Source organism: Acidithiobacillus sp. M4-SHS-6 (assembly GCF_047421495.1).
In the GTDB taxonomy this organism is placed as follows: Bacteria; Pseudomonadota; Gammaproteobacteria; order Acidithiobacillales; family Acidithiobacillaceae; genus Acidithiobacillus.
The window spans coordinates 1,279,004-1,303,541 of sequence record NZ_CP175559.1 but is presented as its reverse complement, the minus strand read 5'-3'; the positions used below and the strand labels follow the sequence as shown (position 1 = coordinate 1,303,541).

Here is a 24,538-nt window from a genome sequence, read left to right as displayed (position 1 = left end):
GTCCCCGGCACAGGGATCCAACCCCGGTGACAAGCAACGGGGCGAACTCAGACCCACGCCTTCCGTATCTGCCTGAGCACCAGTAAAAACGCCGGCACCCCCAGAAGTTCCGCAAATACGCCCACCGGGACATCCACGGAGAACAGGTTGCGGGCCAGGGCGTCGGCGAGCAACAGGTACGCGGCGCCGAGAATACTGCTCCCCAGCAGCAGCCGGCGGTTGCCCGGCCCGAGTATCAGCCGCGCCAGGTGGGGGATGATGAGCCCGATCCAGCCGATCATCCCCGCCATCATCACGGCCAGGGCCGCCAGCAGGGTCGCGAGCACGATGACCAGCAAACGAATCCGGCGCACCGGCAGACCAAGACTATGGGCCTCCTCGTCCCCCAGACTGAGGGCATCGAGGCGATGACCGTGCAATATCAACAGCGCGATCCCGGCAAAAACCGGCAAGGCAAAGTAGGGGATCTGGCGCAGGGGCACGTTGGAGAGACTGCCCATGAGCCAAAAAACGATACTGGGTAGCTGCTGATAGGGATCGGCGGCATATTTCACCAGGGAAAGCAGGGCGGTAAACAAGGCTCCGGCCAGGATGCCGCCGATCACCAGCATCAGGGTGGGCTGCCCCGGAAAATGGCGGGCGATCAGATAAGCCATCGCCACGGCGATCAGTCCAAAAACAAAGGCGGCCGCCTGTATCGTCCACCAGGGTCCGCCCAGGAGGATGCCCAAGGCGCCGCCGAAGGCAGCTCCCGCCATGACGCCCAGAATATCCGGGGCCGCCAACGGGTTGCGGAACACCGCCTGAAAGACGGTGCCACTGGCCGCCAGCGCCGCACCCACGAGGATCGCCACCGAGAGGCGCGGTAGACGGATCTCCGCCATCAACAAGTGGATCTGCATGGCTTTTTCCGGCGACAACATCGGACTGCCTCGCAGCCATTGCCAGAATTGCAGCCAGGACAGCGGGTAATGTCCCCAGGATAGCTCCAGCACGACCATGGCGGCCAGGAGCACGAAGAGCAACGGCATGGCCAAGCTCTTGGCCGACCCTCCCGGCAGCACCGTCATCCTCACGGCTGCCACATCGCCTGCGCCTGTGTCTTGGTCACGTTTACCTGCAGAAAAGTCTGGAAGAAGTCCTGTATCTCACGATTCAGATCCATTTTCGACTGCTGGGGATACAGCACGTGCGCCAGCCACAAAGCGCCCAGACCCTGCATGAAAGAAGGCGGACGATCCATCCAGTTGAAGGGCTGCCGAGGTACCAGATAAACCCGATGACCCTTTACCGCCTTGAGGCCTTGCCAGGCCGGAAGGCCATACACGCGCCGATAAAAAACCGGATCCTGCACCAGGATCACGTCGGGATTCCAGGCCAGCACCTGCCCCATGCTCACCCGTTCCATCCCTTTCAGCGCCGTCGCCTTGCCCGTGAACACATTGTCACCGCCGGCGGCACGGATCACCTCGGTATGGGGGGAATCCGCCGGATCGGTCATCAGACCGTCCACGCCCTCCGCGTAATACACCGTCTGGCGCTGGGTCTGGGGTATGGAGTCGCGCAACTGCTGAAGCCGATCCAGGATCTTCTGAAAATCCGCGGCCAGCAGCGTACCGCGTGCGGCCTGCCCCAAGCGATCTCCCAGCAGGCGGTACGCGGCCGGGTAATCGTTCAGACTTTTCAGCCGGACGGTCAACGTGGGCACATCGATGCGCTGCAAGGCATCGCGCAGACCGGCATTGTCCAGGTACGGTGCCCAGAGCAAAGCCAGTTGGGGATGAATGGCGAGGACGCGTTCCAATTCGGGCTTGTCGCCAGGGTCCCAACCACCCAGCACCGGCAAATGACGCGCGGCCGGCAGGAGATACTCGGAATTCGTACTCATACCCAGGCCCGCCATTTTATCGAGGGGGAAATTCCACCCGGCCAGCAAATCCGGAGCGATGCTGTAAACCAGCAGGGTCATGGGCGGCGCGGTGCCATAAACACTGTGGGGCGGAAGTTGAGTGGGAGCCGTGGCCGCCCAGGATGGCAAGGAGAGCAACAGGCTGGCGCCCAGTGCCGCGACCATAGGAAAGCGCCATTTGCCTGGCGATAGGGAGGCAAAAATGCGTAGGGTAGGTTTCATCGGATATTCCTCGCTGGAAGGTGCAAATCGCCCCGCCCCTGCCCCGGCGATGGGGCAGAAGCAGGGACCTTGGGCAGGATCACGTGGCGACCGTCGCTGGTTTCGAGACGCTCCGTGTCTATTTCGTACAGGGCGTGGAGGTGTTCCGGGTGCAGCACCTCCAGCGGTGGGCCGTCCGCAAGCACGCGTCCATCCTTCAGCAGAATGACCCGATTTGCCATGGCAAGGGCGTGTTCCGGATAATGACTGCTCTGCAGGATGGCATAACCGCTGTCCGCCAGGCCCCGAATCTGCGCCATCAGGCGATGCTGATTGCCATAATCCAGCCCGGTTACCGGCTCGTCGAGGATCAGTATGGGTGTCTCCTGGGCCAGCGCGCGGGCGATGATGACCAGTTGCCGCTGACCTCCGCTCAGTTCCAGGTAGGAACGCTCCGCGAGACTGCTGATCCCCAGCCGGGCGAGCGCCGCTTCCGCCCGCTCCCGATCATGGGCGCTGGCAGCGCCCAGCCAGGATTGGTGGGGCATGCGGCCCATGAGCACCACGTCCCGCACCAGGAAAGGAAAGACCGCTCCATGATCCTGGGGTACATAAGCCAGTCGTCGCGCCCGCTCTTTGGCCGACAGGGCATGCAGGTCGCTAGCCCCCAGACGGATCTCGCCCCGCAGCGGCTTCAGAATGCCGAGGAGCAGACGAATGAGGGTGCTTTTTCCGCTGCCGTTGGCTCCCAGCAGGGCCACCGACTCTCCGGCATGCAACTGCAGTGAGACATCTTCCAGGACCATGCGATGGCCATGGGCAAAGGCGAGATGCGAAGCGCTCAGCATCATGGCTCGGCATCCCGCAGGCGAAAGCGGATAGGGATCTCTACCTGCATGGCCACCGCCTTTCCGTCGCGGGTACCGGGGGTGAAGCGCCACCGCTGCACGGCCTTTTCGGCTGCCCGATCCAGGCTGGTGTAGCCGGAACTGCGGGCCACCGTTATTTTTTCCGGCAGACCGGAGCTATTGACCAGCACCCGCAGCACTACGGTGCCCTCCTCCCCTTCCCAGCGCGCCGACTGGGGATAATCCGGCGCGGGGTTGTGAGCATAGGCGGGAATGCTGGGGCGCGATTCCGCCGGTGGGGCAGGAGGCGCGGGCGGCAAGGCGGCAGTGTCTGCGGCAGATGCCGCCGGGGCCGCCGTCCGGGAGCGGGTGGAGGACGCGGCGGGCACCGCCAGCGCGCTCGGTGCCGCGGGCAGGGAGCGGATCGGCACCTTGACCCGCCGTTCCAGGGACTTCGGGGCCACCTTGCGGGGCACGGGAACGGATTTTCGCGGCGTCGGTGCAGCGGTCCGGGCTGCCGGTTTCCGCGGAGCGGGTTGTGGAGCGGCGCCGGGCTGCGGCCAGGCAGCCAGTTGGACCATCATGGGTGGGGTGAGCGCCGGTCTGGGCGCAGGCGATATCCGCAGCCAGGCGGCCAGAACCGCCAGAATGCCCAGCTCCAGGATCAGGGCCAACAGAAACACCACCGCTCTGGGCGGCTGCGGGCCGGCGGGGAGGGCCAAGCCGCTCATGGCGGCCCCGCGCGGGTGGCGATGCCCAGCTGACTGATCCCCGCATGACGGCAGGCATCCATCACCGCGACCAATTGCTGCAAGGTCACGCTTTTTGCGCCCGCCAGAATGACCTGCGTGTGACTGGGATCGTTTTGGGCCAATTGCTGCTCCAGTTGCGTCAGGCTCACCGCTCGATCGTGAAAACGCACACTGCCGTCGCCACGCAACTCCACCACCAAAGGGGTTTTGGGCAAGACCTGGGCATTGCTGCTGGTCGGCAACCGGGTGCTGATTCCTGTCGCGGGGATCATGCGCAAGGTGATCATGATGAAGAACACCAGCAGAAAAAGCATGATGTCGATCATGGGGATGATCTCGATGCGCCCCTTGCGGGCCTCAAAGTAACGCACCTCAGCTTTCCCCGCGCCGCGCCAGGAGACTGACGGAGGCGTCCCCGTGGGTCCTGACCGCTTGCCGGTAAAGACGATTCAGGGCGCCCACCTTGATCCTTTCCATCTGATGCAGGACCAGACGCACGCGCTGATTGAGCCCGTTAAACAGCACCAGGCCCACAATGGCAATCGCCAAACCCGTGGCGGTGGCCACCAGGGCTTCCGCCACATGACCGGTAATGGCCGTCGGCGCGGTATCCGGATTCCCCAAGATCTGAAAGGCATTGAACATGCCGATGATGGTGCCCAGCAAGCCAAGCAGGGGCGCCAGGGTGACGGCCGTATCCAGGATCCATAAACCCCGATCCAGCAGGGTCGCCTGGGCCAGCATGGCCTCCTCGGCGTAGGCCTCGCCGCTTGCCAGGTCATGGGATGCCAAGACTGCCGCGAATACAGCCTGTTGCGGGCAAGGCGGCGTCCTGGCCAGTGCCCTTTCCAGAGCCTCCCGACCTTTGCTGTCTTGCAGAACGCGCAACAGATCGTCGCCCTTGCGCCGGATCATGGCCAACGCCCAGCCCCGCTCCAGGGCCACGAAAAGCACCGCCAGCAACAAGAGCGGCATCAGATAAAGGATACCCCCGGACACTGCGGCAAGGTGGAATAAGACTTCCATGAAATATCCCCTTAGAATCGTAATCCCACGTATCCCACCACGGTCAGCGGCGCGCCGGGATAGAACGTCGCCGCATTGGCTCCGGTCTGCACATAGTTTTGGCTGATGAGGCCAATATAATGACGATTGAATAGATTCAGGACCTGCAGCCTTGCAGTGAATTCACCGAGATGCCGGACCGGCTGATGATAGGCGAAATTCAGATTGGTGATGCAATAGGCGGGCACCGGCTGCGTGTGCAGCGAATCCGCATAACGCAGGCCTGTATATTGAACAACCGGGCTGATGCTGAACCGATGATACCGATAGCGAAGTCCAATGGTAGCCAGGAATTTCGGGACATCGGGGAATTGCAGTCCGCTGACCGGAAGAGTCGTTTTGCCGACCGGGATATTTTTGGTGAAATAAGCGCGATCGTAGGCGGCGGAGCCGAAAATCTGAAGATCATCCAGCGGCTGGACGGCGCCCTGGATTTCCACACCCCAAGCCTTCCCGACGCCGAGGTTCTGATTATAAAATGCGGCGGTTCCCGGTACATCAATGGGGATGTCCTTATGGTTGTAGGTGGTGTAAAACACGTCCGGGCGCAGATACCAGTGCGCATGGGTAATGGACAGGCCCAGGGAGAAGGCGTTGGAGGTACCTGGTCGCGTTGTATTCCAGGCATTTTGGGCCGCCGCTACCGGCATTCCGGACAACACCAGTTTTGGCCACATCTCCAGAGCGGGGCCTCCATTGTCCCGGCTGTACGCTGCCGTAAGACTGACCTGCGGAGTCCATCGATAGACTGCTCCGATATAGGGCAGCCACTGATCATCGGTATGGCCGTGGATGGTATATTTCCATGCCGCATCACGGATCGCCTGGCCGGAGGACACGTCCCCTACCCCGCTGCCGTCATAAACACTGAGCGTGGGGATCTGTTCCATCAAATAACGGACACCTGCGGTGATGGTCACCGGACCGATTGCCCGCTGCGCCTGGAAATAGGGGCTGTTGAAAACGTTGTTGGATACCGGATTGACCAGCAACGGAGTCCAGTTGCTGAATTGCAATCCATCGGGAGCGATATTGAACGCCTTGACCGCAGTGGGTGGACCCGGCGGCTGAATGTTTTCGTACCAGTACCCCAGGGAAAATTTGGTCTGGGCATAATGGAAATCATATTTCCCCAGGACGCCGTACAGATGGTGGTTGATGCTCCAATAGCCGATCTGGTCGGTTTTGACCCCCGGAAGTCCCGTACCCATGGTGTAACCGTTTTCCTGATTGTAAAAAGGCTTGATGAGCAAGGTGCTGCCGGAACCGGTGCGCCAGCGGATTTCACCCATCAGGGCATAGTCCTGGAATTTTTGCTGGTTGTATCCGGAATAATCGATGCTTTGCGGGTCGGCGTTGTACCCCAGGTGATAAAAAGTGCCGAGATTGGATGCCTGGGCATAGGAAAGGGGCCGGTAAGCGGCACCCTTCATATAGTCGTAGACGGCGAAGAGTTTTGCCGTGAGGCGCCGGGTGATCCGCTGGGTGATGCCGAAGGTACCGTTGTAGCGATAATCCGGAGCGGCTCCGTTCCCGCGCCAGGCATCGGCATGGACATAGGAAGAGGAAATAAAGAACTTGGTGCCGGTGGACAGCAGACCGGAGTCCAAACGCAGAAAGGTCTTGTGAAAGCCGAAGGAACCGGCGCTTTGGGAGACTTCGCCGCCGAAATGGTCCGCGGCCCAGCGGATATTCCGGTTGAGATATCCTTCCTGCGTGAATACGGAAATATGCTCCGGTGCGAAAGGAGGAGTCAGGAGAGTGACGCTCTGCAGGTTTTCGCTATCGAACAAAAATTGTTGACCCGCTCCCGGATCGATGGCGGAGATGGGAATGCCGTCCACGGTGCCGATGGCCCCTTTGATGCTCGTTTCACCACGGATGCTGATACCCACCGGGCCGCCGCTGGACAAGCCGTAGGGATCCGTGGTCTGCACCATGACCGAAGGCAGTCCACTGACGATGCTGTAGACATTGGTACCACCGGGGCTTTGGAAAAGATCGAAGCTGGAATGGGGGATGGTGGCGCCCGTGGCCGCCCCCAAGGCCGGCAGCACGAGGGGTGTCTGCCCGCTGCTCCCCTGTACGGTAATGGCCGGGAGCTTTGGGGCGTTGGCGCCGTCCTTCGCCCACGCGAGGCTCGACTTCACCGTCGCGGCCATCATCAGGGTGTACACGGTGCCATGTATGACGGCTTTGACTTTCATCAAGCCAACGCGCTGGCTATGGTCATATATAAGGAAACGCGCGCAAAATTCTCCATGAGTCGCTCTCCTCAGGACAAGCGTTCAACGATATGGCTATAAGGAATACGCACCGGTTCAGCAAAAGTGGTGCGGCGGTTGATCATGCGGATGGACAGGGATTCCACCCACCGCCAGTATTCCTCGGCCACCTCCGGGGGGAAGGCGACCTGACGCAGGGCCTGCACATAGAGATCCAGCCAGAGTTCCCGATCCTTCTCTCGGATGGTAAAGGGAAAGTGGCGCTCCCGCAGGTGGGGATGGCCTCGGCGTTCGGTATAAAGCTTGGAACCGCCACAAGCCTCGACATGGAAGTCCGCGGTCAACGCCACGGCTTTCCAGAAGTGCTTTTCGTTGTTGCCGAAGATGGGTTGTAGGGGGCTATGCCAAATGAGGCGATGATGTTCGACGACGAGTTCCCGGACCTTTTCCACCCCGGCCACCAAGGCGACCCGCTTGGTGGGGAAGACTACCTCGGGAAAGACGAGATCCACCATGGCGGGCCGCACAATGGATTCCTCCTCCCCAAAATGACGGATATCCAGCGTCTCCGAACCGGGGCAGTGCGGACCCGGCACCGAGAACACGGCATCATTGTGAACAGACAATTTCAAGACAGTAGATCTTTCCGGTTCCACGTTCACCCCCCCCTCAATATATGGCTGGATATGACGCATGATGCGTATATTCCCAGCGAAACTGAACCGAGACCCGCAGGAGCGGGCCCCGAATGTGATATATTTCCCCTAATATAGCGTTGCCCGACAGATACGGCAACCATAGTGGAGCAAGCAATAACAGTGCCAAATAATGACTATAATATTATCATGTGCTTAGATTTTTTGGTCCGGTAAGAGATTGAACATCTTGTACGCTTTGTTACCACTGCTGTGTCCGACCCGGCAAGGAATGCCTCTCCACCATCACCTGCCACCTCGCCGCTGCCTGGCGGGAGTTTGCCTTCAGTAGCAGTGCCGTGCTCCTCGCCAAAGCAACATCCAGCATCGAGTGCCAACCCAGACATTGCGTTTACCGTGATAAAGCATGCATTTTGTCGCAAAGCCTACATCTGCTGCTGGTGTTGTTTTTCTGGTGCATTTTAGCCTAGAGACTGTTTATCTTGAAATTCACAAGACAGCCATATCTGGAATGAAGATTGCTTAGATCAGTGCAACAGCATCTTCAGATCACCGATGGATCGGTAACAGGAGTACGCCATGCATATTGTCGTCTGTATCAAACAGGTTCCCGACAGCGCCCAGATCCGGGTGCATCCGGTCACCAATACCATCATGCGGCAGGGTGTACCCGCCATCATCAATCCCTTCGACGTTTTCGCCATTGAAGAGGCCTTGCGCCTCAAAGACCGCTTCGGCGGGCGCGTCACCGTGCTGACCATGGGACCGCCCCAAGCAGAAGACGCACTGCGCAAAGCCATCGCCTATGGTGCCGACGACGTGATACTCCTGACCGACCGCGCCTTCGCCGGTGCCGACACCCTGGCGACCTCCTTTGCCCTGGCACAGACCATCCGCAAAATTGGTGAGGAACATCCGGTAGACCTGGTTTTCACCGGCAAGCAGACCATTGATGGCGATACTGCCCAGGTCGGACCCGGCATCGCCAAGCGCCTGGGCCTGCAACTCCTCACCTACGTATCGGCTATCGACTCCCTGGACCTCGTGGAGCGCAGCATCACCGTACAACGCCGTTCCGAAGGCGGTGTGCAGGTGATCCGGACCCGCCTGCCCGCCCTGGTCACCATGCTGGAGGGCAGCAACCAGATCCGCTTCGCGGGTATGGATGATATGTTCCGCTCGGCCCGCTTTGAGGTGCCGAAATGGAATAAAGAGCGCGCCGGTATCGAGGACGTCAGCAAAATCGGCCTCAAGGGCTCGCCCACAGTGGTCAGCAAGATATTCACCCCCAAGCCCCGGGCCGTGAAGGCACAGATGATCGGCGCTGATCTGGACGCCGGCGCCACCGCCAATGCCATCCTGGACATTCTCAGCAGCCAGCACCCGCGCCTGGCGCAGGAACTCGGCCTGATCACCCCATAAACGCACAAGGAGCATCCGCATGAGCGAGAACATTGCCGCACCCGCAAAGCCCAAAGGCAAAAAGCGCCTGGAGCTGGACCCCCGCCTGGCGGCCTACAAGGGAATCTGGGTGTTTGTCGAAATGGAAAGGGGCCAGGTACACCAAGTGTCCTGGGAGCTACTGGGCGAAGGGCGCAAGCTGGCCGATATTCTGAATGTCGAACTGGGCGCCGTCATCCTCGGCGGCAGCAGCGATGAACTTGCTGTCGCTGCCCGCAGCGCTTTCACCTATGGCGCCGATGTGGCCTATATGGTGGCCGATCCCATTCTCACGGACTATCGTAACGAGCCCTACACCAAGGCCATGACTGACCTGGTCAATAAGTACCAGCCGGAGATACTGCTGCTGGGCGCCACCACCCTGGGCCGCGATCTCGCCGGTAGTGTGGCGACCACTCTGCTCACGGGTTTGACCGCAGACTGTACAGAACTCGCCATCGACCCGGACAATCGCGGACTCCTCGCCACCCGGCCCACCTTCGGCGGCAGCCTGCTCTGCACCATCCAGACCCTGAACTACCGCCCGCAGATGGCGACCATCCGCCCCCGGGTCATGGCCATGCCCGACGCCCTGCCAGAACGCAGCGGTCGTGTCATTTCTGAAACCCTGCAGATGCGGGAAGACGACATCATCGCCAAAGTCCTGGAGTTCATCCCCGACGAGGCTCAGGAGCAGGCTCAACTCGCCTATGCCGACATTATCGTGGCGGGCGGCCGGGGCATGGGCAAAGCGGAAAACTTTTGTCTGATCTGGGACCTGGCCGCCGTGCTCGGCGCCGAAGTGGGCGGATCGCGTCCGGTGACCCATGCCGGCTGGCTACCCGCTGACCGTCAGGTCGGGCAGTCGGGCAAAACCGTGCGTCCCAAGCTCTATATTGCCGCGGGCATCTCCGGGGCGATTCAGCACCGCGTCGGCATGGAAGCCTCCGACGTCATCATCGCCATCAACAACGATCCCCATGCGCCTATCTTCGATTTTGCCACTTATGGCATTGTCGGCGACGCCGTGCAGATCCTTCCCGTCCTCACCGACGCCTTTCGCAGCCGTCTGGCTGTGAACCGCCGGGCTGGTTAATTACAGGAGTCATGACATGGCCGAAAAATTTGATGCCATTGTGGTAGGTGCCGGCCCCGCCGGTAATGCAGCCGCGTATACCATGGCCAAGGCGGGGTTGAGCGTATTGCAACTGGAGCGCGGTGAAACCCCCGGCACCAAAAACGTGCAGGGGGCCATCCTCTACGCCGACGCGCTGGAACGCATCATTCCCGATTTCCGCGACGATGCTCCGTTGGAGCGCCACATCATCGAACAGCGCATGTGGGTGCTGGATGAAAAATCCTTCATCGGCACCAACTATCGCTCGGATGCGTTCAACAGCGACCAGCCCAATCGTTATACCATCCTCCGGGCTCCTTTCGACAAGTGGTTCTCCGGAAAGGTCAAGGAGGCGGGGGCACTGGTCATCTGTGAGACGACGGTCACCGAGCTCATCCAGGAAGGCAAAAAGGTCATCGGCGTCCGTACCGACCGTGAGGGAGGCGACATTTATGCCGATGTGGTGATCCTGGCGGATGGCGTCAATTCGCTGTTGGCCAAAAAAGCCGGGTTCCATGGCGAACTCGAAGCTAAAAACGTCGCGCTCGCGGTCAAGGAAATTCACTTTCTGCCCGAGGAAGTCGTCCAGAGCCGTTTCAATATCAAGGGCAATGAAGGGGTGGTCATCGAGATCGCCGGTGCCGTCACCCACGGCATGGTGGGCACCGCCTTCCTCTATACCAACAAGGAATCCATCACGCTGGGCATCGGTTGCCTCTTGTCCGACTTCAAAAAAGCGGGCATCGCGCCCTACACCCTCCTCGAAGAACTCAAGACGCATCCGGCCATTGCTCCGTTGATTGAAGGGGGCGAAATGAAGGAATACGCCGCCCACCTGATTCCCGAAGGCGGCTACAAGGCTGTTCCGACCCTCTACGGTGAAGGTTGGATGATTGCCGGGGACAGCGCCGGACTGGTCAATGCGGTCCACCGCGAAGGCTCCAATCTGGCGATGACCAGTGGCCGACTGGCGGCCGAAACAGTGATCGCCTTAAAAGAGAAAAAACTCCCCTGTACGGCGCTCCATCTTGCTTGTTACAAGGCCGCACTGGACGACAGTTTCGTCATGAAAGATTTGCGCAAGTACAAGGAATTGCCCGATATCCTGCACGGCAATCCGCATTTCTTTTCGGTGTATCCGCAACTTCTCAACCGCGCCGCGCATACCATGCTGATGGTCGATGGTCAGGATAAGCACAGCAAGGAAAAAACCATTCGTGGCAGCTTTGTACAGCAACGCTCGTTGTGGGGTTTGATGGGAGACGCTTACCGCATGTGGAGGGCAACAAGATGATCAAGATCGAAGAGAAACTGTTTCAAAACCGCTATCGGGTCGATGAAGGCCGACCGCATATCCAGATCAGCAACCCACAGGTCTGCGCCGATGATTGTAAGACACAGTCCTGTACCTTCGTCTGTCCGGCAGGTTGTTACGTGGCAGATGAGAAGCATGTGGTTACGCTGACCACAGACGGTTGCCTGGAGTGCGGCACCTGCCGGGTCATCTGTTCCGAACATCACAACGTGGATTGGTCCTATCCACGGGGCGGTCACGGCATCCTCTTCAAGTTCGGTTAAGCGGAGACCTGGTCCAATGAGCCCTGACGCCGCCTTCGGCGAGATCATCCTGCCCTTTGCCGACCCTGCCAGGCAGGCGGCTTCGCTGCTGGAGGCCGCACTGGCCAGTAGCACACACCCGACCGAGGTGGAAAAACTGCTGAGGCAGTATCTACTGACCGATCCGGATTACCTGCCCGCCTATTTTGCCATGTACAAGCTGCTGTTTCGCCAGTCCCGGCTGGCGGAGGCCGAAGAGATAGCACGCACCGCGCTGGCCAGCGGGGCAAGACTGGGCGGATTCCCCCCCAACTGGCAGCACCTCACTCCAGGCACAGCCGACTGGGCCGCCATTCAGACTCCAGCCCATTTTTATCTCTTTACCCTGAAGGCCCTGAGTTTCATCCTGTTACGCCGCAAGCAACTGGACGAATGCCGGGAGATTCTGGAAAAGGTCAGCGAACTGGACCCCCAGGATCTGATAGGAGCCTCCGTCATCCGCGCCTATATCGAAACAGGAATGACCCAATGCCCACATCCGATCTCCTCGAACGCAATCGCCTCATCTTCTGTCACTTCGACAGCTACAGTACCGCCCTACGCTTCGCTCATATCAGCGACAGTGTGATGCTGCCAGCGCCACTGCCGGAGAACAACACCAGTATGGTTAATGTATGGCACCCCACGGGCGATGTAACCACAGGGTTGTACAAGCTAACCGGTTGACCCCAGCCAGCGTAGTCGCTATATTACGCCTGCATCGCGCTCGTAGCTCAGCTGGATAGAGCAACTGGCTACGAACCAGTAGGTCGGGAGTTCGACTCTCTCCGAGCGCACCAATAAAAACAATGGGTTGCAATTAATCATGCAACCCATTTTTACATTTGGTTTACTTTTGGTTTACTTTCTGCATTGCGCTTGCATGGATTCCCCATTACTGCACATGAGAGAATTTTGTGTTTTGCACTCCCAGAAAACGGGGTATGAACTGTAGTTCACGATCTTGTGGGTTTAGTAACTCTGCCAGCCATCATCATAGGGAATACCGTGCCTTCCAGATTGGCCAGAGCATTCGGCACGGCTTTCAGCCCCTGTTGGCGACTCTGGGGTAGATCCGCACAGAATTCATACAGTAGGCCACGCATCTGATTCACCTGCATGGAGCGGATCAGATGTGTTTGCCCGCGTGGCGTAACACATCGTTGAAGACCAGTTTATCCACTTCGCGCGGACTGCCGCCGTATGCCTTTAACGCTTTGCGTAACAACTTGCCTGCTGTTTCCAGTGATAACTCAAAACTCTTGATAGCCGCATTGCGGTAAATATCAAAGAACACATCATCGCGGTTGCCCTGATTTTCGATGGCAAGCAATGCCTGCTCCATGGTGTCGGCCGTGCGCAAAAGGTGTTCTACACTCAATGCCATGTTTGCTCTCCTGCGAAGCCGCCGTGATTTATCTCTGGTCGGTTTTAGTCCGTGTGATGCAATTCTTCACGAAGCACTTTGCGCACGGCGTCCAGCAAGGATTCCCGCTCCATGGATTCCCGCAACGTCCGGTTAATGAGCGTCTGATACCCGCGCCGCCCCGCTTTCTGGCGGAAGTATTCGAGAATATCCGGATCGATCAGCATGTTGACCTGCTTCTTTCGCAAATGGGCACGAAACGCCGCCTGGCCTTGCTCGCCATCAATAGGATTGCCACCCTGTAGCCAATGCCCTTCTGGATGATCCAGCTCTGTACCCGTCAATTCTGCTGCATCGTCTTCATCTCGCCAGACGTTCGCGGTAGTTTTTGATTTCGCGTTCATTGCATTTCCTCATTGAAATAATCCGCCGGATTTCTCCTCTTTGCATGTACACTGCGTATTCTATTGATCATGGGCACCAATTCTGGCGATCGTGGGCACCCCTGGAGAGTGAACATTTTGGTCGTTGTGATTTTAAGCACAGGCGGTCACGATGGGTCAACTTTGGGGGTGGTGTCGGGGTCCCGATGACGGCGTAAGGATTCGCCTTTCAGCTCCAGGCGGTGGGCGCTGTGCAGCAGGCGATCCAGGACGGCATCGGCCACGGTGGGCTCGCCCAGATAGTCATGCCAATGATTGACCGGTAACTGGCTGGTAATCAGGGTCGCTTTCTGGTTCACCCGGTCATCGATGATTTCCAGCAGATCACGCACGTCCTCTCCGCGCATGGGGGCCAGACCCCAGTCATCCAGGATCAGCAGGTCCATCTTGGCCAGGGTGTTCAGGTAACGGCCAAAGCTGCCGTCCCCGTGCCGGGTCTGCAGTTCTTCAAACAGCCGGGGGAGACGGAGATAACGGACACTCAGCCCCTGCCGGCAGGCTTGCTGTCCCAGGGCGCAGGCCAGCCAGGTTTTACCGGTACCGGTGGCCCCGGTGATCAGGAGGTTCTGGCCCTGACGGATCCAGGTGTTTTGGATCAGGGAGCGCATCCGGGCGCGTTCCAGACCGCGCGAGGCCCGGTAGTCGATGTCTTCCACGCAGGCGTTGTGCTTGAGGTGAGCGAGCTTCAGCAGACGTGTCAGTCGGCGCTGATCCCGGGCACCGAGTTCCCGGTCCAGCAGCAGGCCCAGGCGCTCCTCAAAGGGGAGATCCTGGACCTGGGGGAGGCGCGATTGTTCTTCCAGGGCTTCGGCCATGGCGGTGAGGTTGAGCTGTCGTAAGGCCTGCAGGGTGGGTTGGTATAACATGGGAAACTCCTGGTATATCACTGGTAATAGTGGGGTCCACGGATATTGTCGTGGGTCGGGAGGGGGGTCGCGGGAGAGGGGCTCTCCTGGACCTGATCCATCCCCTGCTTCAGGATGGACTGGATGCTCTGGGTCGTCGGTGAACCGATCTTCAGCGCCCGGGCACAGGCGGCATCGAGACGCTCCTTGCCATAGCGCCGGGAGTAGCTGAGCAGGCCCAGACAGGATCGGTAGCCTTGTTCGGGATGGGCGCGCCGCGCCAGTTGCCAGCGCACCACGTCCCGGGTGGCAGGGCCAATGGACAGTGCCCAATTCAGGAGCCGTCCCGGGGACCACTCCCGGTGTTGCTGGTAGGCCTTGAGCAGGTGTTCCGGGACGGTGCTGTAACGCCCCTGCAGGGTCTGGCGGGGATGGCTGGCCACCCGCTGTTGCTGGTGGAAGATTTCCACCGTCCGGGCACTGACCCGCAGATCGACCCGGGCACTGACCAGGCGATAGGGCACCGAGTAAAAATGCCCCTGATAGGCCACATGGGAGTCAATGCTGACCTTGGCGCTTTTCCAGACCGCAAACACATAGTCCTGTGCGGGCAAGGGCTGCAGGGCCGGTTGTTCCAGGGATATGAAGGCGCTGTGGCGGCTGCCGGGTAGCTGCTTGAAGGGGCGCTGATTGAGGTCCTCCAGCAGGCGGCGGATCTCCCTGTTGAGATCCATCAGCGAGAAGAACTGGCAGTGCCGCAACCGCGCCAGGATCCAGCGCTCCACCACTTGCACACCGACTTCGACCTTCGCCTTGTCCTGGGGTTTATAGGGGCGGGTCGGCAGCACTACGGCTCCGTAATGGGAGGCCAGATCCCGATAGCTGCGGTTGATCTCGGGCTCATAGCGGGAGGCCTTGGTGACCGCCGCCTTGAGGTTGTCGGGGACCAGCAGGACGGGTACTCCGCCGAAGAACCGGAAGGCCCGGACATGGGACCCCAGGAAGTCCGGCAGACTCTGGCTCCAGGTGGCCTCGCAATAGGTATAGCTGGAAGCCCCCAGCACCGCCACAAAGATCTGGGCCTGCCGGATCTCGCCGGTGCCCGGGTCCACGACCGCTACCATAGGCCCCGCATAATCAATGAAGAGTTTTTCGCCCGCCACATGCTGCTGACGCATGCTGGTTTTGAGGCGGGCTTTCCAGCTGCGGTAATGGACACAGAACTGGGAGTACTGGTAGGTGCGCTCGCCCGGGTGGGCGGCCACATACTCCTCCCAGAGCAGTTGCAGGGTCACGCCCTTGCGCCGTAATTCCGTATGGATCTGCGCGAGGTCGGGCAGGACCGGCCGGGACGCCGGGAGCGGCTGGCGGCGCGGGTTCAGCCGCTGTTCTACCTCCACGACCGTCAGCCCCTCCGACAGAGGCCACCCTATCTGGGCTTCCGTCGCCCGTTGCAGATACTTGCCCACGGCCCCCTTGGACAATCCGCAGGCGCGGGCTATTTGCCGCTGGCTACAACCGGCGGCGTGTAATCGCAGGATCTCGATAATCGCTTTCATGGTCATCCTCGGTGTGGGCATGCTGGATCTCCTCTAAAAAGGACCCAGAATGCCGCTCAAGCCAATGAATGACCAAAATGTTTTTTACTCCACAGAGGAATTTCCGCAGGCCATTCTGGCATCGTGGGCATCGATTCTGGAAAATCGCGCAAACTGCCCACGATCCGCCAGAATCACTGCCCACCATCGCCCAGAATCACCGCCCACGATCATTCAGAATGACTGCCCACGATGGGCCAGAATACGCAGTACACCACGGCAACCATGCGATGCTTCAGGAATCCGATGCATACGGTATGTGCTTCGCCATAGTCCTTGCGGGTATCCGGGAACTCATAGGTGACATCGGCAAATACCTCTACGCAATCCGCAAAGTCCAGCTCCCGGTGAACAAGGGTTGCCTGCCGTTTTTCTTCATCCCAATCAAGAGTCATATTGATGATTATGTTGATACTTCGCCTCGTCAAGGTGTGATGGTTTAGATTTCATACCCCAACACCCGAAAGTTCTTCCGCATTTCCGCTTCCAGCCGGTGCCCTTCTGCCAATTGCTCGGACAGTTCCTGAGTCAACCGTTCCATCTTCTCTACAAAAGGTTCGTCATCCTCGTCCTTGGCGGCAGCGCCCACATAGCGCCTGGGTGTCAGGACATGGCCAAACTTGCGGATGTCATCGAGGCTGGCGGCCTTACAGAAGCCTGGGATGTCGACATATTCCCCCGGCCCATCGCCGCGCCAGTTGTGATAAGCGTCGGCCATCTGCTGGATGTCCTCGCCGCTCAGTTCCCGGTGGGTACGGTCGGCCATGAAGCCCATATTGCGGGCGTCGATGAACAGCACTTCGCCGGTTCGTTCATAGAGTTCCTTACCGCCCATGCCGCGTCCGTCATCGCGATTTTTGGCCAGAAACCATAGACACACCGGAATCTGGGTGCTGTAGAACAGTTGACCGGGCAGGGCCACCATGCAGTCCACCAAGTCCGCCTCGATGAGGTGCTCGCGGATTTCGCCCTCACCGCTGGTGTTCGAGGACATGGAACCGTTCGCCAGCACGAAACCGGCGACGCCATAGGGGGCCAGGTGATGAACCATGTGCTGCACCCAGGCGAAGTTGGCGTTGCCGGCAGACGGAATGCCGTACTGCCAGCGTTTGTCGTCGCGCAGCAGATCACCGCCCCGATCGGATATGTTGAAGGGCGGATTGGCGAGGATGTAATTGGCCCGCAGGGCGGGGTGCAGGTCTTTGTGGAAGGTATCCGCATCTGCTGTCCCCAGGTCCGCCTCGATGCCGCGAATGGCCAGATTCATGAGGGCCAGCTTCCAGGTGTTAGGGTTGGATTCTTCCCCATAGACACTGATATCCCCGATCCTGCCGCCATGGGCTTCGATGAACTTTTCGCTCTGGACGAACATGCCGCCGGAGCCGCAACAGGGGTCATAGATGCGCCCCTTGTAGGGGGCCAGCGTGGTGACCAGGGTGCGGACCACTGAGGCCGGGGTGTAGAATTCTGGGTGGGCTTGGGCCAAAGATTCTCGAAACAGCCACAGGGTCGTGTGATCGGGTACGGCTTCTTCCAGGCTGATCCCCAGAAAACGCTGAAAACTGAGGCGATCCCGAATCTGGCATTCGGTTTGTTCGTCGCTGAGATTATGCAGTTGCTGCAGGACCATCATCTTGAAGAGGAGTATCCGGTCATAGGGCTTTCTCTCTCCCGGTCCCTTGGGCTTGGCCTTGGGCACACTCTCCAGAATCGGGCGGAAACGTTCCCACGGAATGAGCCGATTGAGCAGCGGCAGGCCGTCACCCAGCAAGTCCAGCTCCCGTAAACGTCGATCTCCGGGGAATAATCCGCTTTGCCCAACCAGTCCTGCCATGGTTGCTCTCTCTTCCAAGCGACTCCCTGCATTTTACTGGAAATGGGGAGTTTTTCGAACTGCCCTTTAGTTTATGGTACGAGTTTCATGGAGTAAGTAACATCGTCTTCTTCCACCACCGTGAATCCTAAGCGATCATAAAGGCGTTTTGCGGGGTTGATCTTTATGACCCTCAGCTCCAAAAACTTTCCAGCACATCTTGCCCGCTCTACTTCTAGGCCAAGTAATGTGGAACCTATGCCATGACCCTGAAATTCAGGCCTCAAAAAAATCATACGAAGCCAATGGCGCTGCTCATTTTCTTCGACATAAAATGCTCCGGCAGGTTGCCCAGAGACGCAAATGATTTTGAAATTGTCTATGGATAAATTTGTCCAAAAGCCATTGTGCTGGGTTTTTTCATTCCATCCCCACGCCCACTCAATATAGCTGCCCATAGAGAGTTTGTATGACTCGAATATGAAAGATTTATCATCCTCAGTGGCGGAGCGACACGAAAATCTCATCATTTGGCAGGTCCGCTCGGCTATCGATTTTGGCGTCTTTTTACCGGATGAGCGCATGATTCATCTTGGATCAGGTAGGCCATAGCAAACTAGCGTTTGAGTTCACAATAGCTTCGACATGTAATACTCATCCACATACGACCCATTGACCAACAATGAGTGTTTTTTTCTTCCCTCAATCTCAAACCCCACCCTCTTGTACAGCCTTATCGCTCTCTCGTTGTGCACCATGACAGTCAGCTCAAGGCGATGAAGTTGACCTTCACCAGCCCACTTCTCCAACTCCTTGAACAGCTTGGTGCCAATGCCCTGCCCAGAAAAGGATTGAAGCACTCCCACAACCACATATCCGCCGTGTCTATTCCTTTTGTACTTCCCGGCAATGGCTGCTATGTAGCCCACTAACTGGCTTTCGCATTCAGCAACCAGGATGACATCGCCCCCCCCCGGCTTGATACCGAGCTATGATCTAATCTGGTGTACAGGCAGATTACAGATGACTTGAGCAAGGTGGCGTACTGTTGCTACAAAGGGTTTGCAGACCAAGTAAGCAACGTAAGGAGTACGCCGTGGAAAAGAATACCGTATTTGAGGGTGGTATGGGAGAGCTGGGCTTGGGGATAGAGGGCGTGCTGCGACGTGCGGCACGTTCCCTGATCGAACAGGCCATAGAGACAGAGGTGGCCGTATTGCTGGAAGAGTTTTCTGCTGTGCGAATGGTCAATGGTCGTCAGGCGGTCGTTCGTAACGGCCACCTGCCGGAGCGAGAGATCATGACTGCCCTGGGTCCTGTGCCAGTGAAGGTCCCCAAGGTTCGGGATCGCTCGGGTTCGGGGGTGAAGTTCAATTCGGCACTGGTGCCACCGTATGTGCGGAAATCGCGGACGGTGGCGGCCACGGTCCCCTGGCTGTATCTGCATGGGGTATCTTCTGGCCACATGCAGGAGGCGCTTTCTATCCTCCTGGGCGAAGAGGCCAAGGGGCTTTCCCCGGCGGCATTGGGGCGGCTCAAGGCGCAGTGGGCGGAAGAGCATGCTGCCTGGCAACGCCGTTCTCTGGAAGGTAAACGGTATGCCTACTGGTGGGTGGATGGCATTTATACCAACCTGCGGGCAGAAGAAGATCCGCGCATCTGCCTGCTGGTGATTATTGGCGTGACGGCGGACGGGAAGAAGGAACTGGTCAGCGTAAGTGATGGCCTGCGCGAGTCCAAGGCTTCCTGGCTGGAGATACTCCGTGATCTCCAGGCGCGGGGGCTGGAAACCGCTCCTTTGCTGGCGATTGGGGATGGCGCCATGGGCTTCTGGGCAGCGTTGGATGAAGCGTATCCCGAAACCCGCCAGCAGCGCTGCTGGGGGCACAAGACCGCCAACATCCTCAACGAACTGCCCAAATCCAAGCAGGGCAAGGCGAAGGCGGCATTGCAGGAAATCTGGATGGCCGAGAGCCGGAAGGCTGCGGAGAAAGCCCTGGAGGTCTTTGTGCGCAACTACCAGGCGAAGTATCCCAAGGCCGTGGCCAAGCTGGAAAAGGATCGGGCGGAATTGCTGGCCTTCTATGATTATCCGGCCGAACATTGGCGACATATCCGCACCACCAATGCCATTGAATCGACCTTTGCCACCGTGCGTCACCGGACATCGCGCACAAAAAACTGCGTGTCGCGCAACAGCTTCATTGGATTGGGCTTCAAGATGCTGCAGCAGGCAGAAAAGCGCTGGATCGCCATTTTCCATCCGGAGAAAGTGCGTGATCTGTTTGCGGGGGTAAAATTCACCGATGGATTACCGACCAACCAAACCCTGCCGGATAACCAACAGGACGCCGCCTAAGCTATGTTAGAACACGCTCATACACCAAAATTGACGATAGCTCCTTGATACCGCCGAATGATTTCACGTTGCTCCTCAACTGTTGTAAGCCTTTCCCCAGGTTCAAACAACATGAACGCCGTCTCCTCGTCGAGCTTCTTCAAGAGAAACAAGAAGTCCTCTGCATCATTCTCTCGGATGGTCCTGATCCTGGTCATATAGCAACTCTCTCTTTCAACCGCCACATGTTTTGGGGGCGGTCATGGATTATCAGTCGGTTCATCATGCAAGCAAGCTCGGGGAAAATCCCGGCTTAATTTCGCTATCGCTTGACCAAGCTCATATGCTGGTACTTTACGCCATGCGCACTTTGGGGTGAACCGACAGCTTCAAAGCCGAGCCGCGTATAAAACCCAATCGAATTGAGGGAAGCATTCAGATCTATAATGGGGCCGGCAATATAATCACAGGCTTGCTGCAACAGGATGCGTCCCACCCCTTTCCCACATGCCTCTGGCGCGACGAATAGGTGGTTGACATGGCCAGAATGTCGAAAACCACATACCCCAATTAATTCTGAGCCAAAACAAACCAGATACGTGCCGCCGTCACGCATAAGTATTTGCTCAATATCTTGGCGCAGCGTCGATTCAAAGTAAGATTGGCCTTCCAATCCAAGCCTTGGGAACACCTCCGACTTTGCGACGCGAAGAATAAAATCGTGGATCTCGTCAGCGTGTGATTTTGCCGCGATCATGATTCTCATAGGCGGCCAACATGAGGTAAACGGCCTGCACGACTTTTTGCCCAGGTCCGCTCGACTGTCGATTTCGGTGTCTTTTTACCGGATGAGCGCATAGAGAACTTGGTCAATCAGCTGGTTATCCTTAAAGACACTACGGCGCAGAACCCCCTCGCGCACGAATCCCGCTTTTTCGAGCACCCGCATGGACGCTGGATTCCATGCGAATACCGACGCTTCCAAGCGAGTCAGGTCAAAGTGCTTCATGACATGATCAGAAGTGAGACGCACGGCCTCTGACATGATGCCCCGCCCCCAATATTGTTCGCCAAGCCAGTAGCCGAATCGCCCAGACTTGGCGAAGATCCCTTCTCCGAGATCGACCCCAATGCCACCGATAGCGACACCTTTCATCTCGATAGCCCAATGTGTGGGTTCGGGCATCGCCGCAAGCAGAGAAAACCAAAAGCGGGCGTCCGCTTGCGTGTAAGGATGCGGGAAGCGATCGTGGAGATTGCGCCAAATACTTCGATTATTGGCAACGGCAACCAGGGCGGCCTCGTCGCTGGGCTGCCAATCTCGAATGGCGCACAAGTTGCCTTCTAATCTCATGGTAGCGCGCATTGCTGGTCAGCCATCACCTTTTGTACTCCATGGGCAGGTAAGCCGGGCAGCGGCGAAGTTGTGGCTCACCACTGGGGATGAATCCGAAGCTTCGATACACCGGAACTGCAGCCAAAGTAGACCTTACTGTAATAGTCCGGGATCCCGTGGCTTGAAGCAAGTGTTGCCAGAGCAAACGGCCGATGCCCTGCCGGTGAAACAACGGGTGTACGAATAAGTGATACAGATGCTGTCCATCACGGAGCGCGATATAGCCACGAAGCGAGCTATCGTCAATTTTGGTGTATGAGCGTGTTCTAACATAGCTTAGGCGGCGTCCTGTTGGTTATCCGGCAGGGTTTGGTTGGTCGGTAATCCATCGGTGAATTTTACCCCCGCAAACAGATCACGCACTTTCTCCGGATGGAAAATGGCGATCCAGCGCTTTTCTGCCTGCTGCAGCATCTTGAAGCCCAATCCAATGAAGCTGTTGCGCGACACGCAGTTTTTTGTGCGCGATGTCCGGTGACGCACGGTGGCAAAGGTCGATTCAATGGCATTGGTGGTGCGGATATGTCGCCAATGTTCGGCCGGATAATCATAGAAGGCCAGCAATTCCGCCCGATCCTTTTCCAGCTTGGCCACGGCCTTGGGATACTTCGCCTGGTAGTTGCGCACAAAGACCTCCAGGGCTTTCTCCGCAGCCTTCCGGCTCTCGGCCATCCAGATTTCCTGCAATGCCGCCTTCGCCTTGCCCTGCTTGGATTTGGGCAGTTCGTTGAGGATGTTGGCGGTCTTGTGCCCCCAGCAGCGCTGCTGGCGGGTTTCGGGATACGCTTCATCCAACGCTGCCCAGAAGCCCATGGCGCCATCCCCAATCGCCAGCAAAGGAGCGGTTTCCAGCCCCCGCGCCTGGAGATCACGGAGTATCTCCAGCCAGGAAGCCTTGGACTCGCGCAGGCCATCACTTACGCTGACCAGTTCCTTCTTCCCGTCCGCCGTCACGCCAATAATCACCAGCAGGCAGATGCGCGGATCTTCTTCTGCCCGCAGGTTGGTATAAATGCCATCCACCCACCAGTAGGCATACCGTTTACCTTCCAGAGAACGGCGTTGCCAGGCAGCATGCTCTTCCGCCCACTGCGCCTTGAGCCGCCCCAATGCCGCCGGGGAAAGCCCCTTGGCCTCTTCGCCCAGGAGGATAGAAAGCGCCTCCTGCATGTGGCCAGAAGATACCCCATGCAGATACAGCCAGGGGACCGTGGCCGCCACCGTCCGCGATTTCCGCACATACGGTGGCACCAGTGCCGAATTGAACTTCACCCCCGAACCCGAGCGATCCCGAACCTTGGGGACCTTCACTGGCACAGGACCCAGGGCAGTCATGATCTCTCGCTCCGGCAGGTGGCCGTTACGAACGACCGCCTGACGACCATTGACCATTCGCACAGCAGAAAACTCTTCCAGCAATACGGCCACCTCTGTCTCTATGGCCTGTTCGATCAGGGAACGTGCCGCACGTCGCAGCACGCCCTCTATCCCCAAGCCCAGCTCTCCCATACCACCCTCAAATACGGTATTCTTTTCCACGGCGTACTCCTTACGTTGCTTACTTGGTCTGCAAACCCTTTGTAGCAACAGTACGCCACCTTGCTCAAGTCATCTGTAATCTGCCTGTACACCAGATTAGATCATAGCTCCCCCACGAAGCTCGGTGCCTTCCTCAGCAACAAAGTAACTATAATTGGCGGCGTTTAGACGAGCCGTGACAGATGGTCCCTCAAAGCTCTCCAGGAACTTTGCGGCTTCCGGGACAGTCTGGTCTGGAATGACCAAGGGGGTTATCACACGCAGTAACTGACAGATTGCCATTGCATCGCTTTCCCTTCCTCGGCGGACTATGATCGTCATGGGGCGCATCTCGCTTGCTGATAACCGGCCTACCATAGATAGGCCCGCTTGATTAGGAGCGGATTCAAGCCCCACTCGGGAGCGGCTTGGCAAGGTGTAAAGACCGGGTTTCATAGCCAAGTTCCTCGTACAAGCGTAATGCCCGGGAGTTGAACGCCCATACGGTGAGTCTTACCTCAACGCCGCCGCAGGCCGAAACCCACGCTTGCGCCCGGTTCATGAGTTCGCGGCCGATGCCTTGACCACGCATCTTCTCGGTGACACTGACGCTACCGACCCTGCCATAGCGCAAAGGCTGAAGCAGCGTATGCGTCTCGTTAACGATAAAGACATTCACAAAGCCGACGATCGACCCAGATTCTTCGGCAACAATCGTAACTGCCTCGGGCTTGGATATGCTGTTCAGCCAGTGGGCGCTATCACGACCCCTCTCCCCGGCACCCGCAAAGATCTGAGGAAAGGCGTGATGGTGCAACGCATTCACTTCCTCACCAAGTGCGCAGATTGCGGTGATGTCGGTTTCATGGGCTTCGCGGTAGAGGATCATGGTGAAATCATCCCTGATGCCCCTTGGCTGAGGGGTTAGCCCCCCCGAGCACGGCCTCGATAAACTTTGCCTTCTCTGCACGATAGCGCTCCGGACTTGCGGAAGCAAACTGGCGTTTGAGTTCGTTGTACTGCTCAACCAGGATGGGGTCCGCGCGCAAGGCGTCGCGAAAATGCATGAAGAACTCGAATTGCGAGCCTTGTGCAACTACTTGCAAAGCAACATCAAGATCCTGGCGCGGAGACACCAGCATGCAAAGTTCAGGGGTGCGCAGTGTATGGGTCTTGACCACGTAGCCCAACGCTTCCAGGGTCTCGACGATGCTCTGATGCTTGACTGGAGCTACTACGATGCAAATGTCCAAGTCACCCTTGGAAATCGCACCCGGAATGGACGATGCGCCAACATGCTCGAACTGCGCATCGGGTAGATGCGGCCCGAGTTCTTCCACCAGCGACGCGAATGCTTCGCCGGCAAGTGCTTGGTAGCGAGAGGGCTCAAGAAGCTGCATGGTGTTTCACTG

The 24,538-nt window shown here is 58.3% G+C and carries 28 protein-coding genes, 1 tRNA gene and 1 pseudogene; 7 read left to right on the top strand and 23 right to left on the bottom strand.

The window, feature by feature from the left end; genetic code table 11:
- Positions 1-47 precede the first annotated feature (47 nt).
- From ACJU26_RS06655 to ACJU26_RS06620, 8 genes are all read right to left on the bottom strand, one after another.
- Positions 48-1,085: a FecCD family ABC transporter permease gene (locus ACJU26_RS06655; RefSeq protein ID WP_414041722.1), complete on the bottom strand. Its 1,038-nt coding sequence runs from the start codon at positions 1,083-1,085 to the stop codon at positions 48-50.
- A complete protein-coding gene (locus ACJU26_RS06650) occupies positions 1,073-2,131 on the bottom strand; it encodes an ABC transporter substrate-binding protein (RefSeq protein WP_414041721.1) in 1,059 nt (352 codons plus the stop codon). Before ACJU26_RS06650 ends, ACJU26_RS06655 begins: the two co-directional genes overlap by 13 nt.
- Entirely contained in the window at positions 2,128-2,961 is an 834-nt protein-coding gene (locus ACJU26_RS06645) for an ABC transporter ATP-binding protein (protein ID WP_414041720.1), read from the bottom strand. Before ACJU26_RS06645 ends, ACJU26_RS06650 begins: the two co-directional genes overlap by 4 nt.
- Complete coding sequence (locus ACJU26_RS06640; RefSeq protein WP_414041719.1) at positions 2,958-3,689, bottom strand: TonB family protein; 732 nt, start codon at positions 3,687-3,689, stop codon at positions 2,958-2,960. The genes ACJU26_RS06645 and ACJU26_RS06640 overlap by 4 nt, the downstream gene beginning before the upstream one ends.
- On the bottom strand, positions 3,686-4,081 hold the full coding sequence (locus ACJU26_RS06635; protein WP_414041718.1) for an ExbD/TolR family protein: 396 nt from the start codon (positions 4,079-4,081) through the stop codon (positions 3,686-3,688). Before ACJU26_RS06635 ends, ACJU26_RS06640 begins: the two co-directional genes overlap by 4 nt.
- 1 nt (position 4,082) lies before the next feature.
- Complete coding sequence (locus ACJU26_RS06630; RefSeq protein ID WP_414041717.1) at positions 4,083-4,736, bottom strand: MotA/TolQ/ExbB proton channel family protein; 654 nt, start codon at positions 4,734-4,736, stop codon at positions 4,083-4,085.
- A gap of 11 nt (positions 4,737-4,747) precedes the next feature.
- Positions 4,748-6,982, bottom strand: a complete 2,235-nt coding sequence (locus ACJU26_RS06625) for a TonB-dependent receptor (RefSeq protein ID WP_414041716.1) — start codon at positions 6,980-6,982, stop codon at positions 4,748-4,750.
- 68 nt (positions 6,983-7,050) lie between these two features.
- Positions 7,051-7,632 carry a globin gene (locus ACJU26_RS06620; protein ID WP_414041715.1) on the bottom strand — a complete coding sequence of 194 codons (582 nt, stop codon included), beginning with the start codon at positions 7,630-7,632 and terminating at the stop codon, positions 7,051-7,053.
- A gap of 603 nt (positions 7,633-8,235) precedes the next feature.
- On the opposite strand from ACJU26_RS06620, the gene ACJU26_RS06615 reads away from it, so the two are divergent.
- From ACJU26_RS06615 to ACJU26_RS06590, 6 genes are all read left to right on the top strand, one after another.
- Entirely contained in the window at positions 8,236-9,078 is an 843-nt protein-coding gene (locus tag ACJU26_RS06615; RefSeq protein ID WP_414041714.1) for an electron transfer flavoprotein subunit beta/FixA family protein, read from the top strand.
- Between the two features lie 19 nt (positions 9,079-9,097).
- Complete coding sequence (locus tag ACJU26_RS06610) at positions 9,098-10,192, top strand: electron transfer flavoprotein subunit alpha/FixB family protein (RefSeq protein WP_414041713.1); 1,095 nt, start codon at positions 9,098-9,100, stop codon at positions 10,190-10,192.
- A 16-nt stretch (positions 10,193-10,208) separates the two neighbouring features.
- Entirely contained in the window at positions 10,209-11,507 is a 1,299-nt protein-coding gene (locus ACJU26_RS06605) for an FAD-dependent monooxygenase (RefSeq protein WP_414041712.1), read from the top strand.
- Positions 11,504-11,791 (top strand): ferredoxin family protein, encoded by a 288-nt coding sequence (locus ACJU26_RS06600; protein ID WP_414041711.1) that lies wholly within the window; start codon positions 11,504-11,506, stop codon positions 11,789-11,791. The genes ACJU26_RS06605 and ACJU26_RS06600 overlap by 4 nt, the downstream gene beginning before the upstream one ends.
- Before the next feature lie 16 nt (positions 11,792-11,807).
- Positions 11,808-12,398, top strand: a complete 591-nt coding sequence (locus tag ACJU26_RS06595; protein WP_414041710.1) for a hypothetical protein — start codon at positions 11,808-11,810, stop codon at positions 12,396-12,398.
- Between the two features lie 134 nt (positions 12,399-12,532).
- A tRNA-Arg gene (locus ACJU26_RS06590) sits at positions 12,533-12,609 on the top strand.
- A gap of 192 nt (positions 12,610-12,801) precedes the next feature.
- Here the strand turns inward: ACJU26_RS06590 and ACJU26_RS06585 are convergent.
- The 9 genes and pseudogenes from ACJU26_RS06585 to ACJU26_RS06545 form a co-directional block, all read right to left on the bottom strand.
- Positions 12,802-12,957 (bottom strand): annotated as a pseudogene (locus ACJU26_RS06585) (IS110 family transposase); the annotation flags it as partial.
- Entirely contained in the window at positions 12,939-13,196 is a 258-nt protein-coding gene (locus ACJU26_RS06580) for a hypothetical protein (RefSeq protein ID WP_414041709.1), read from the bottom strand. The gene ACJU26_RS06580 and the pseudogene ACJU26_RS06585, both read right to left, overlap by 19 nt.
- 44 nt (positions 13,197-13,240) lie before the next feature.
- Entirely contained in the window at positions 13,241-13,579 is a 339-nt protein-coding gene (locus tag ACJU26_RS06575; protein ID WP_414041708.1) for a BrnA antitoxin family protein, read from the bottom strand.
- 146 nt (positions 13,580-13,725) lie between these two features.
- Positions 13,726-14,484, bottom strand: coding sequence for an IS21-like element helper ATPase IstB (gene istB, locus ACJU26_RS06570; RefSeq protein ID WP_414041707.1), 759 nt, complete (start codon positions 14,482-14,484; stop codon positions 13,726-13,728).
- Positions 14,485-14,501: 17 nt separating this feature from the next.
- Positions 14,502-16,022, bottom strand: coding sequence for an IS21 family transposase (istA, locus tag ACJU26_RS06565; protein WP_414041947.1), 1,521 nt, complete (start codon positions 16,020-16,022; stop codon positions 14,502-14,504).
- A gap of 209 nt (positions 16,023-16,231) precedes the next feature.
- Positions 16,232-16,456, bottom strand: a complete 225-nt coding sequence (locus tag ACJU26_RS06560) for a BrnT family toxin (protein ID WP_414041706.1) — start codon at positions 16,454-16,456, stop codon at positions 16,232-16,234.
- Positions 16,457-16,500: 44 nt separating this feature from the next.
- On the bottom strand, positions 16,501-17,895 hold the full coding sequence (locus ACJU26_RS06555) for an N-6 DNA methylase (RefSeq protein WP_414041705.1): 1,395 nt from the start codon (positions 17,893-17,895) through the stop codon (positions 16,501-16,503).
- Positions 17,896-17,966: 71 nt separating this feature from the next.
- Entirely contained in the window at positions 17,967-18,458 is a 492-nt protein-coding gene (locus ACJU26_RS06550) for a GNAT family N-acetyltransferase (RefSeq protein ID WP_414041704.1), read from the bottom strand.
- Positions 18,459-18,503: 45 nt separating this feature from the next.
- Complete coding sequence (locus ACJU26_RS06545) at positions 18,504-18,830, bottom strand: N-acetyltransferase family protein (RefSeq protein WP_414041946.1); 327 nt, start codon at positions 18,828-18,830, stop codon at positions 18,504-18,506.
- A gap of 140 nt (positions 18,831-18,970) precedes the next feature.
- Between ACJU26_RS06545 and ACJU26_RS06540 the strand changes: the two genes are divergently transcribed.
- Positions 18,971-20,233: an IS256 family transposase gene (locus ACJU26_RS06540; protein ID WP_414041701.1), complete on the top strand. Its 1,263-nt coding sequence runs from the start codon at positions 18,971-18,973 to the stop codon at positions 20,231-20,233.
- Between the two features lie 301 nt (positions 20,234-20,534).
- On the opposite strand, the gene ACJU26_RS06535 is transcribed toward ACJU26_RS06540, so the two are convergent.
- From ACJU26_RS06535 to ACJU26_RS06510, 6 genes are all read right to left on the bottom strand, one after another.
- Positions 20,535-20,969: a GNAT family N-acetyltransferase gene (locus ACJU26_RS06535; protein ID WP_414041703.1), complete on the bottom strand. Its 435-nt coding sequence runs from the start codon at positions 20,967-20,969 to the stop codon at positions 20,535-20,537.
- 84 nt (positions 20,970-21,053) lie between these two features.
- Complete coding sequence (locus tag ACJU26_RS06530; RefSeq protein ID WP_414041702.1) at positions 21,054-21,566, bottom strand: GNAT family N-acetyltransferase; 513 nt, start codon at positions 21,564-21,566, stop codon at positions 21,054-21,056.
- A 25-nt stretch (positions 21,567-21,591) separates the two neighbouring features.
- Positions 21,592-21,855 carry a GNAT family N-acetyltransferase gene (locus ACJU26_RS06525; RefSeq protein ID WP_414041945.1) on the bottom strand — a complete coding sequence of 88 codons (264 nt, stop codon included), beginning with the start codon at positions 21,853-21,855 and terminating at the stop codon, positions 21,592-21,594.
- Positions 21,856-21,884: 29 nt separating this feature from the next.
- The gene (locus ACJU26_RS06520) at positions 21,885-23,147 is read right to left on the bottom strand and encodes an IS256 family transposase (protein WP_414041701.1); all 1,263 of its coding nucleotides are present in this window, start codon (positions 23,145-23,147) and stop codon (positions 21,885-21,887) included.
- Positions 23,148-23,532: 385 nt separating this feature from the next.
- Positions 23,533-24,015, bottom strand: coding sequence for an N-acetyltransferase family protein (locus tag ACJU26_RS06515; protein WP_414041700.1), 483 nt, complete (start codon positions 24,013-24,015; stop codon positions 23,533-23,535).
- Positions 24,016-24,022: 7 nt separating this feature from the next.
- Entirely contained in the window at positions 24,023-24,526 is a 504-nt protein-coding gene (locus tag ACJU26_RS06510; RefSeq protein WP_414041699.1) for a GrpB family protein, read from the bottom strand.
- Positions 24,527-24,538: the final 12 nt, after the last annotated feature.

Bases quoted from the DNA above. Each gene is read 5' to 3' on its own strand.
- ACJU26_RS06650 (WP_414041721.1), bottom strand. From the start codon at position 2,131: ATGAAACCTACCCTACGCATTTTTGCCTCCCTATCGCCAGGCAAATGG.
- ACJU26_RS06645 (WP_414041720.1), bottom strand. From the start codon at position 2,961: ATGATGCTGAGCGCTTCGCATCTCGCCTTTGCCCATGGCCATCGCATG.
- ACJU26_RS06640 (WP_414041719.1), bottom strand. From the start codon at position 3,689: ATGAGCGGCTTGGCCCTCCCCGCCGGCCCGCAGCCGCCCAGAGCGGTG.
- ACJU26_RS06630 (WP_414041717.1), bottom strand. From the start codon at position 4,736: ATGGAAGTCTTATTCCACCTTGCCGCAGTGTCCGGGGGTATCCTTTAT.
- ACJU26_RS06625 (WP_414041716.1), bottom strand. From the start codon at position 6,982: ATGAAAGTCAAAGCCGTCATACATGGCACCGTGTACACCCTGATGATG.
- ACJU26_RS06615 (WP_414041714.1), top strand. From the start codon at position 8,236: ATGCATATTGTCGTCTGTATCAAACAGGTTCCCGACAGCGCCCAGATC.
- ACJU26_RS06610 (WP_414041713.1), top strand. From the start codon at position 9,098: ATGAGCGAGAACATTGCCGCACCCGCAAAGCCCAAAGGCAAAAAGCGC.
- ACJU26_RS06605 (WP_414041712.1), top strand. From the start codon at position 10,209: ATGGCCGAAAAATTTGATGCCATTGTGGTAGGTGCCGGCCCCGCCGGT.
- ACJU26_RS06600 (WP_414041711.1), top strand. From the start codon at position 11,504: ATGATCAAGATCGAAGAGAAACTGTTTCAAAACCGCTATCGGGTCGAT.
- ACJU26_RS06595 (WP_414041710.1), top strand. From the start codon at position 11,808: ATGAGCCCTGACGCCGCCTTCGGCGAGATCATCCTGCCCTTTGCCGAC.
- ACJU26_RS06580 (WP_414041709.1), bottom strand. From the start codon at position 13,196: ATGGCATTGAGTGTAGAACACCTTTTGCGCACGGCCGACACCATGGAG.
- ACJU26_RS06575 (WP_414041708.1), bottom strand. From the start codon at position 13,579: ATGAACGCGAAATCAAAAACTACCGCGAACGTCTGGCGAGATGAAGAC.
- istB (WP_414041707.1), bottom strand. From the start codon at position 14,484: ATGTTATACCAACCCACCCTGCAGGCCTTACGACAGCTCAACCTCACC.
- istA (WP_414041947.1), bottom strand. From the start codon at position 16,022: ATGAAAGCGATTATCGAGATCCTGCGATTACACGCCGCCGGTTGTAGC.
- ACJU26_RS06560 (WP_414041706.1), bottom strand. From the start codon at position 16,456: ATGACTCTTGATTGGGATGAAGAAAAACGGCAGGCAACCCTTGTTCAC.
- ACJU26_RS06555 (WP_414041705.1), bottom strand. From the start codon at position 17,895: ATGGCAGGACTGGTTGGGCAAAGCGGATTATTCCCCGGAGATCGACGT.
- ACJU26_RS06550 (WP_414041704.1), bottom strand. From the start codon at position 18,458: ATGCGCTCATCCGGTAAAAAGACGCCAAAATCGATAGCCGAGCGGACC.
- ACJU26_RS06535 (WP_414041703.1), bottom strand. From the start codon at position 20,969: ATGATCGCGGCAAAATCACACGCTGACGAGATCCACGATTTTATTCTT.
- ACJU26_RS06530 (WP_414041702.1), bottom strand. From the start codon at position 21,566: ATGAGATTAGAAGGCAACTTGTGCGCCATTCGAGATTGGCAGCCCAGC.
- ACJU26_RS06515 (WP_414041700.1), bottom strand. From the start codon at position 24,015: ATGATCCTCTACCGCGAAGCCCATGAAACCGACATCACCGCAATCTGC.
- ACJU26_RS06510 (WP_414041699.1), bottom strand. From the start codon at position 24,526: ATGCAGCTTCTTGAGCCCTCTCGCTACCAAGCACTTGCCGGCGAAGCA.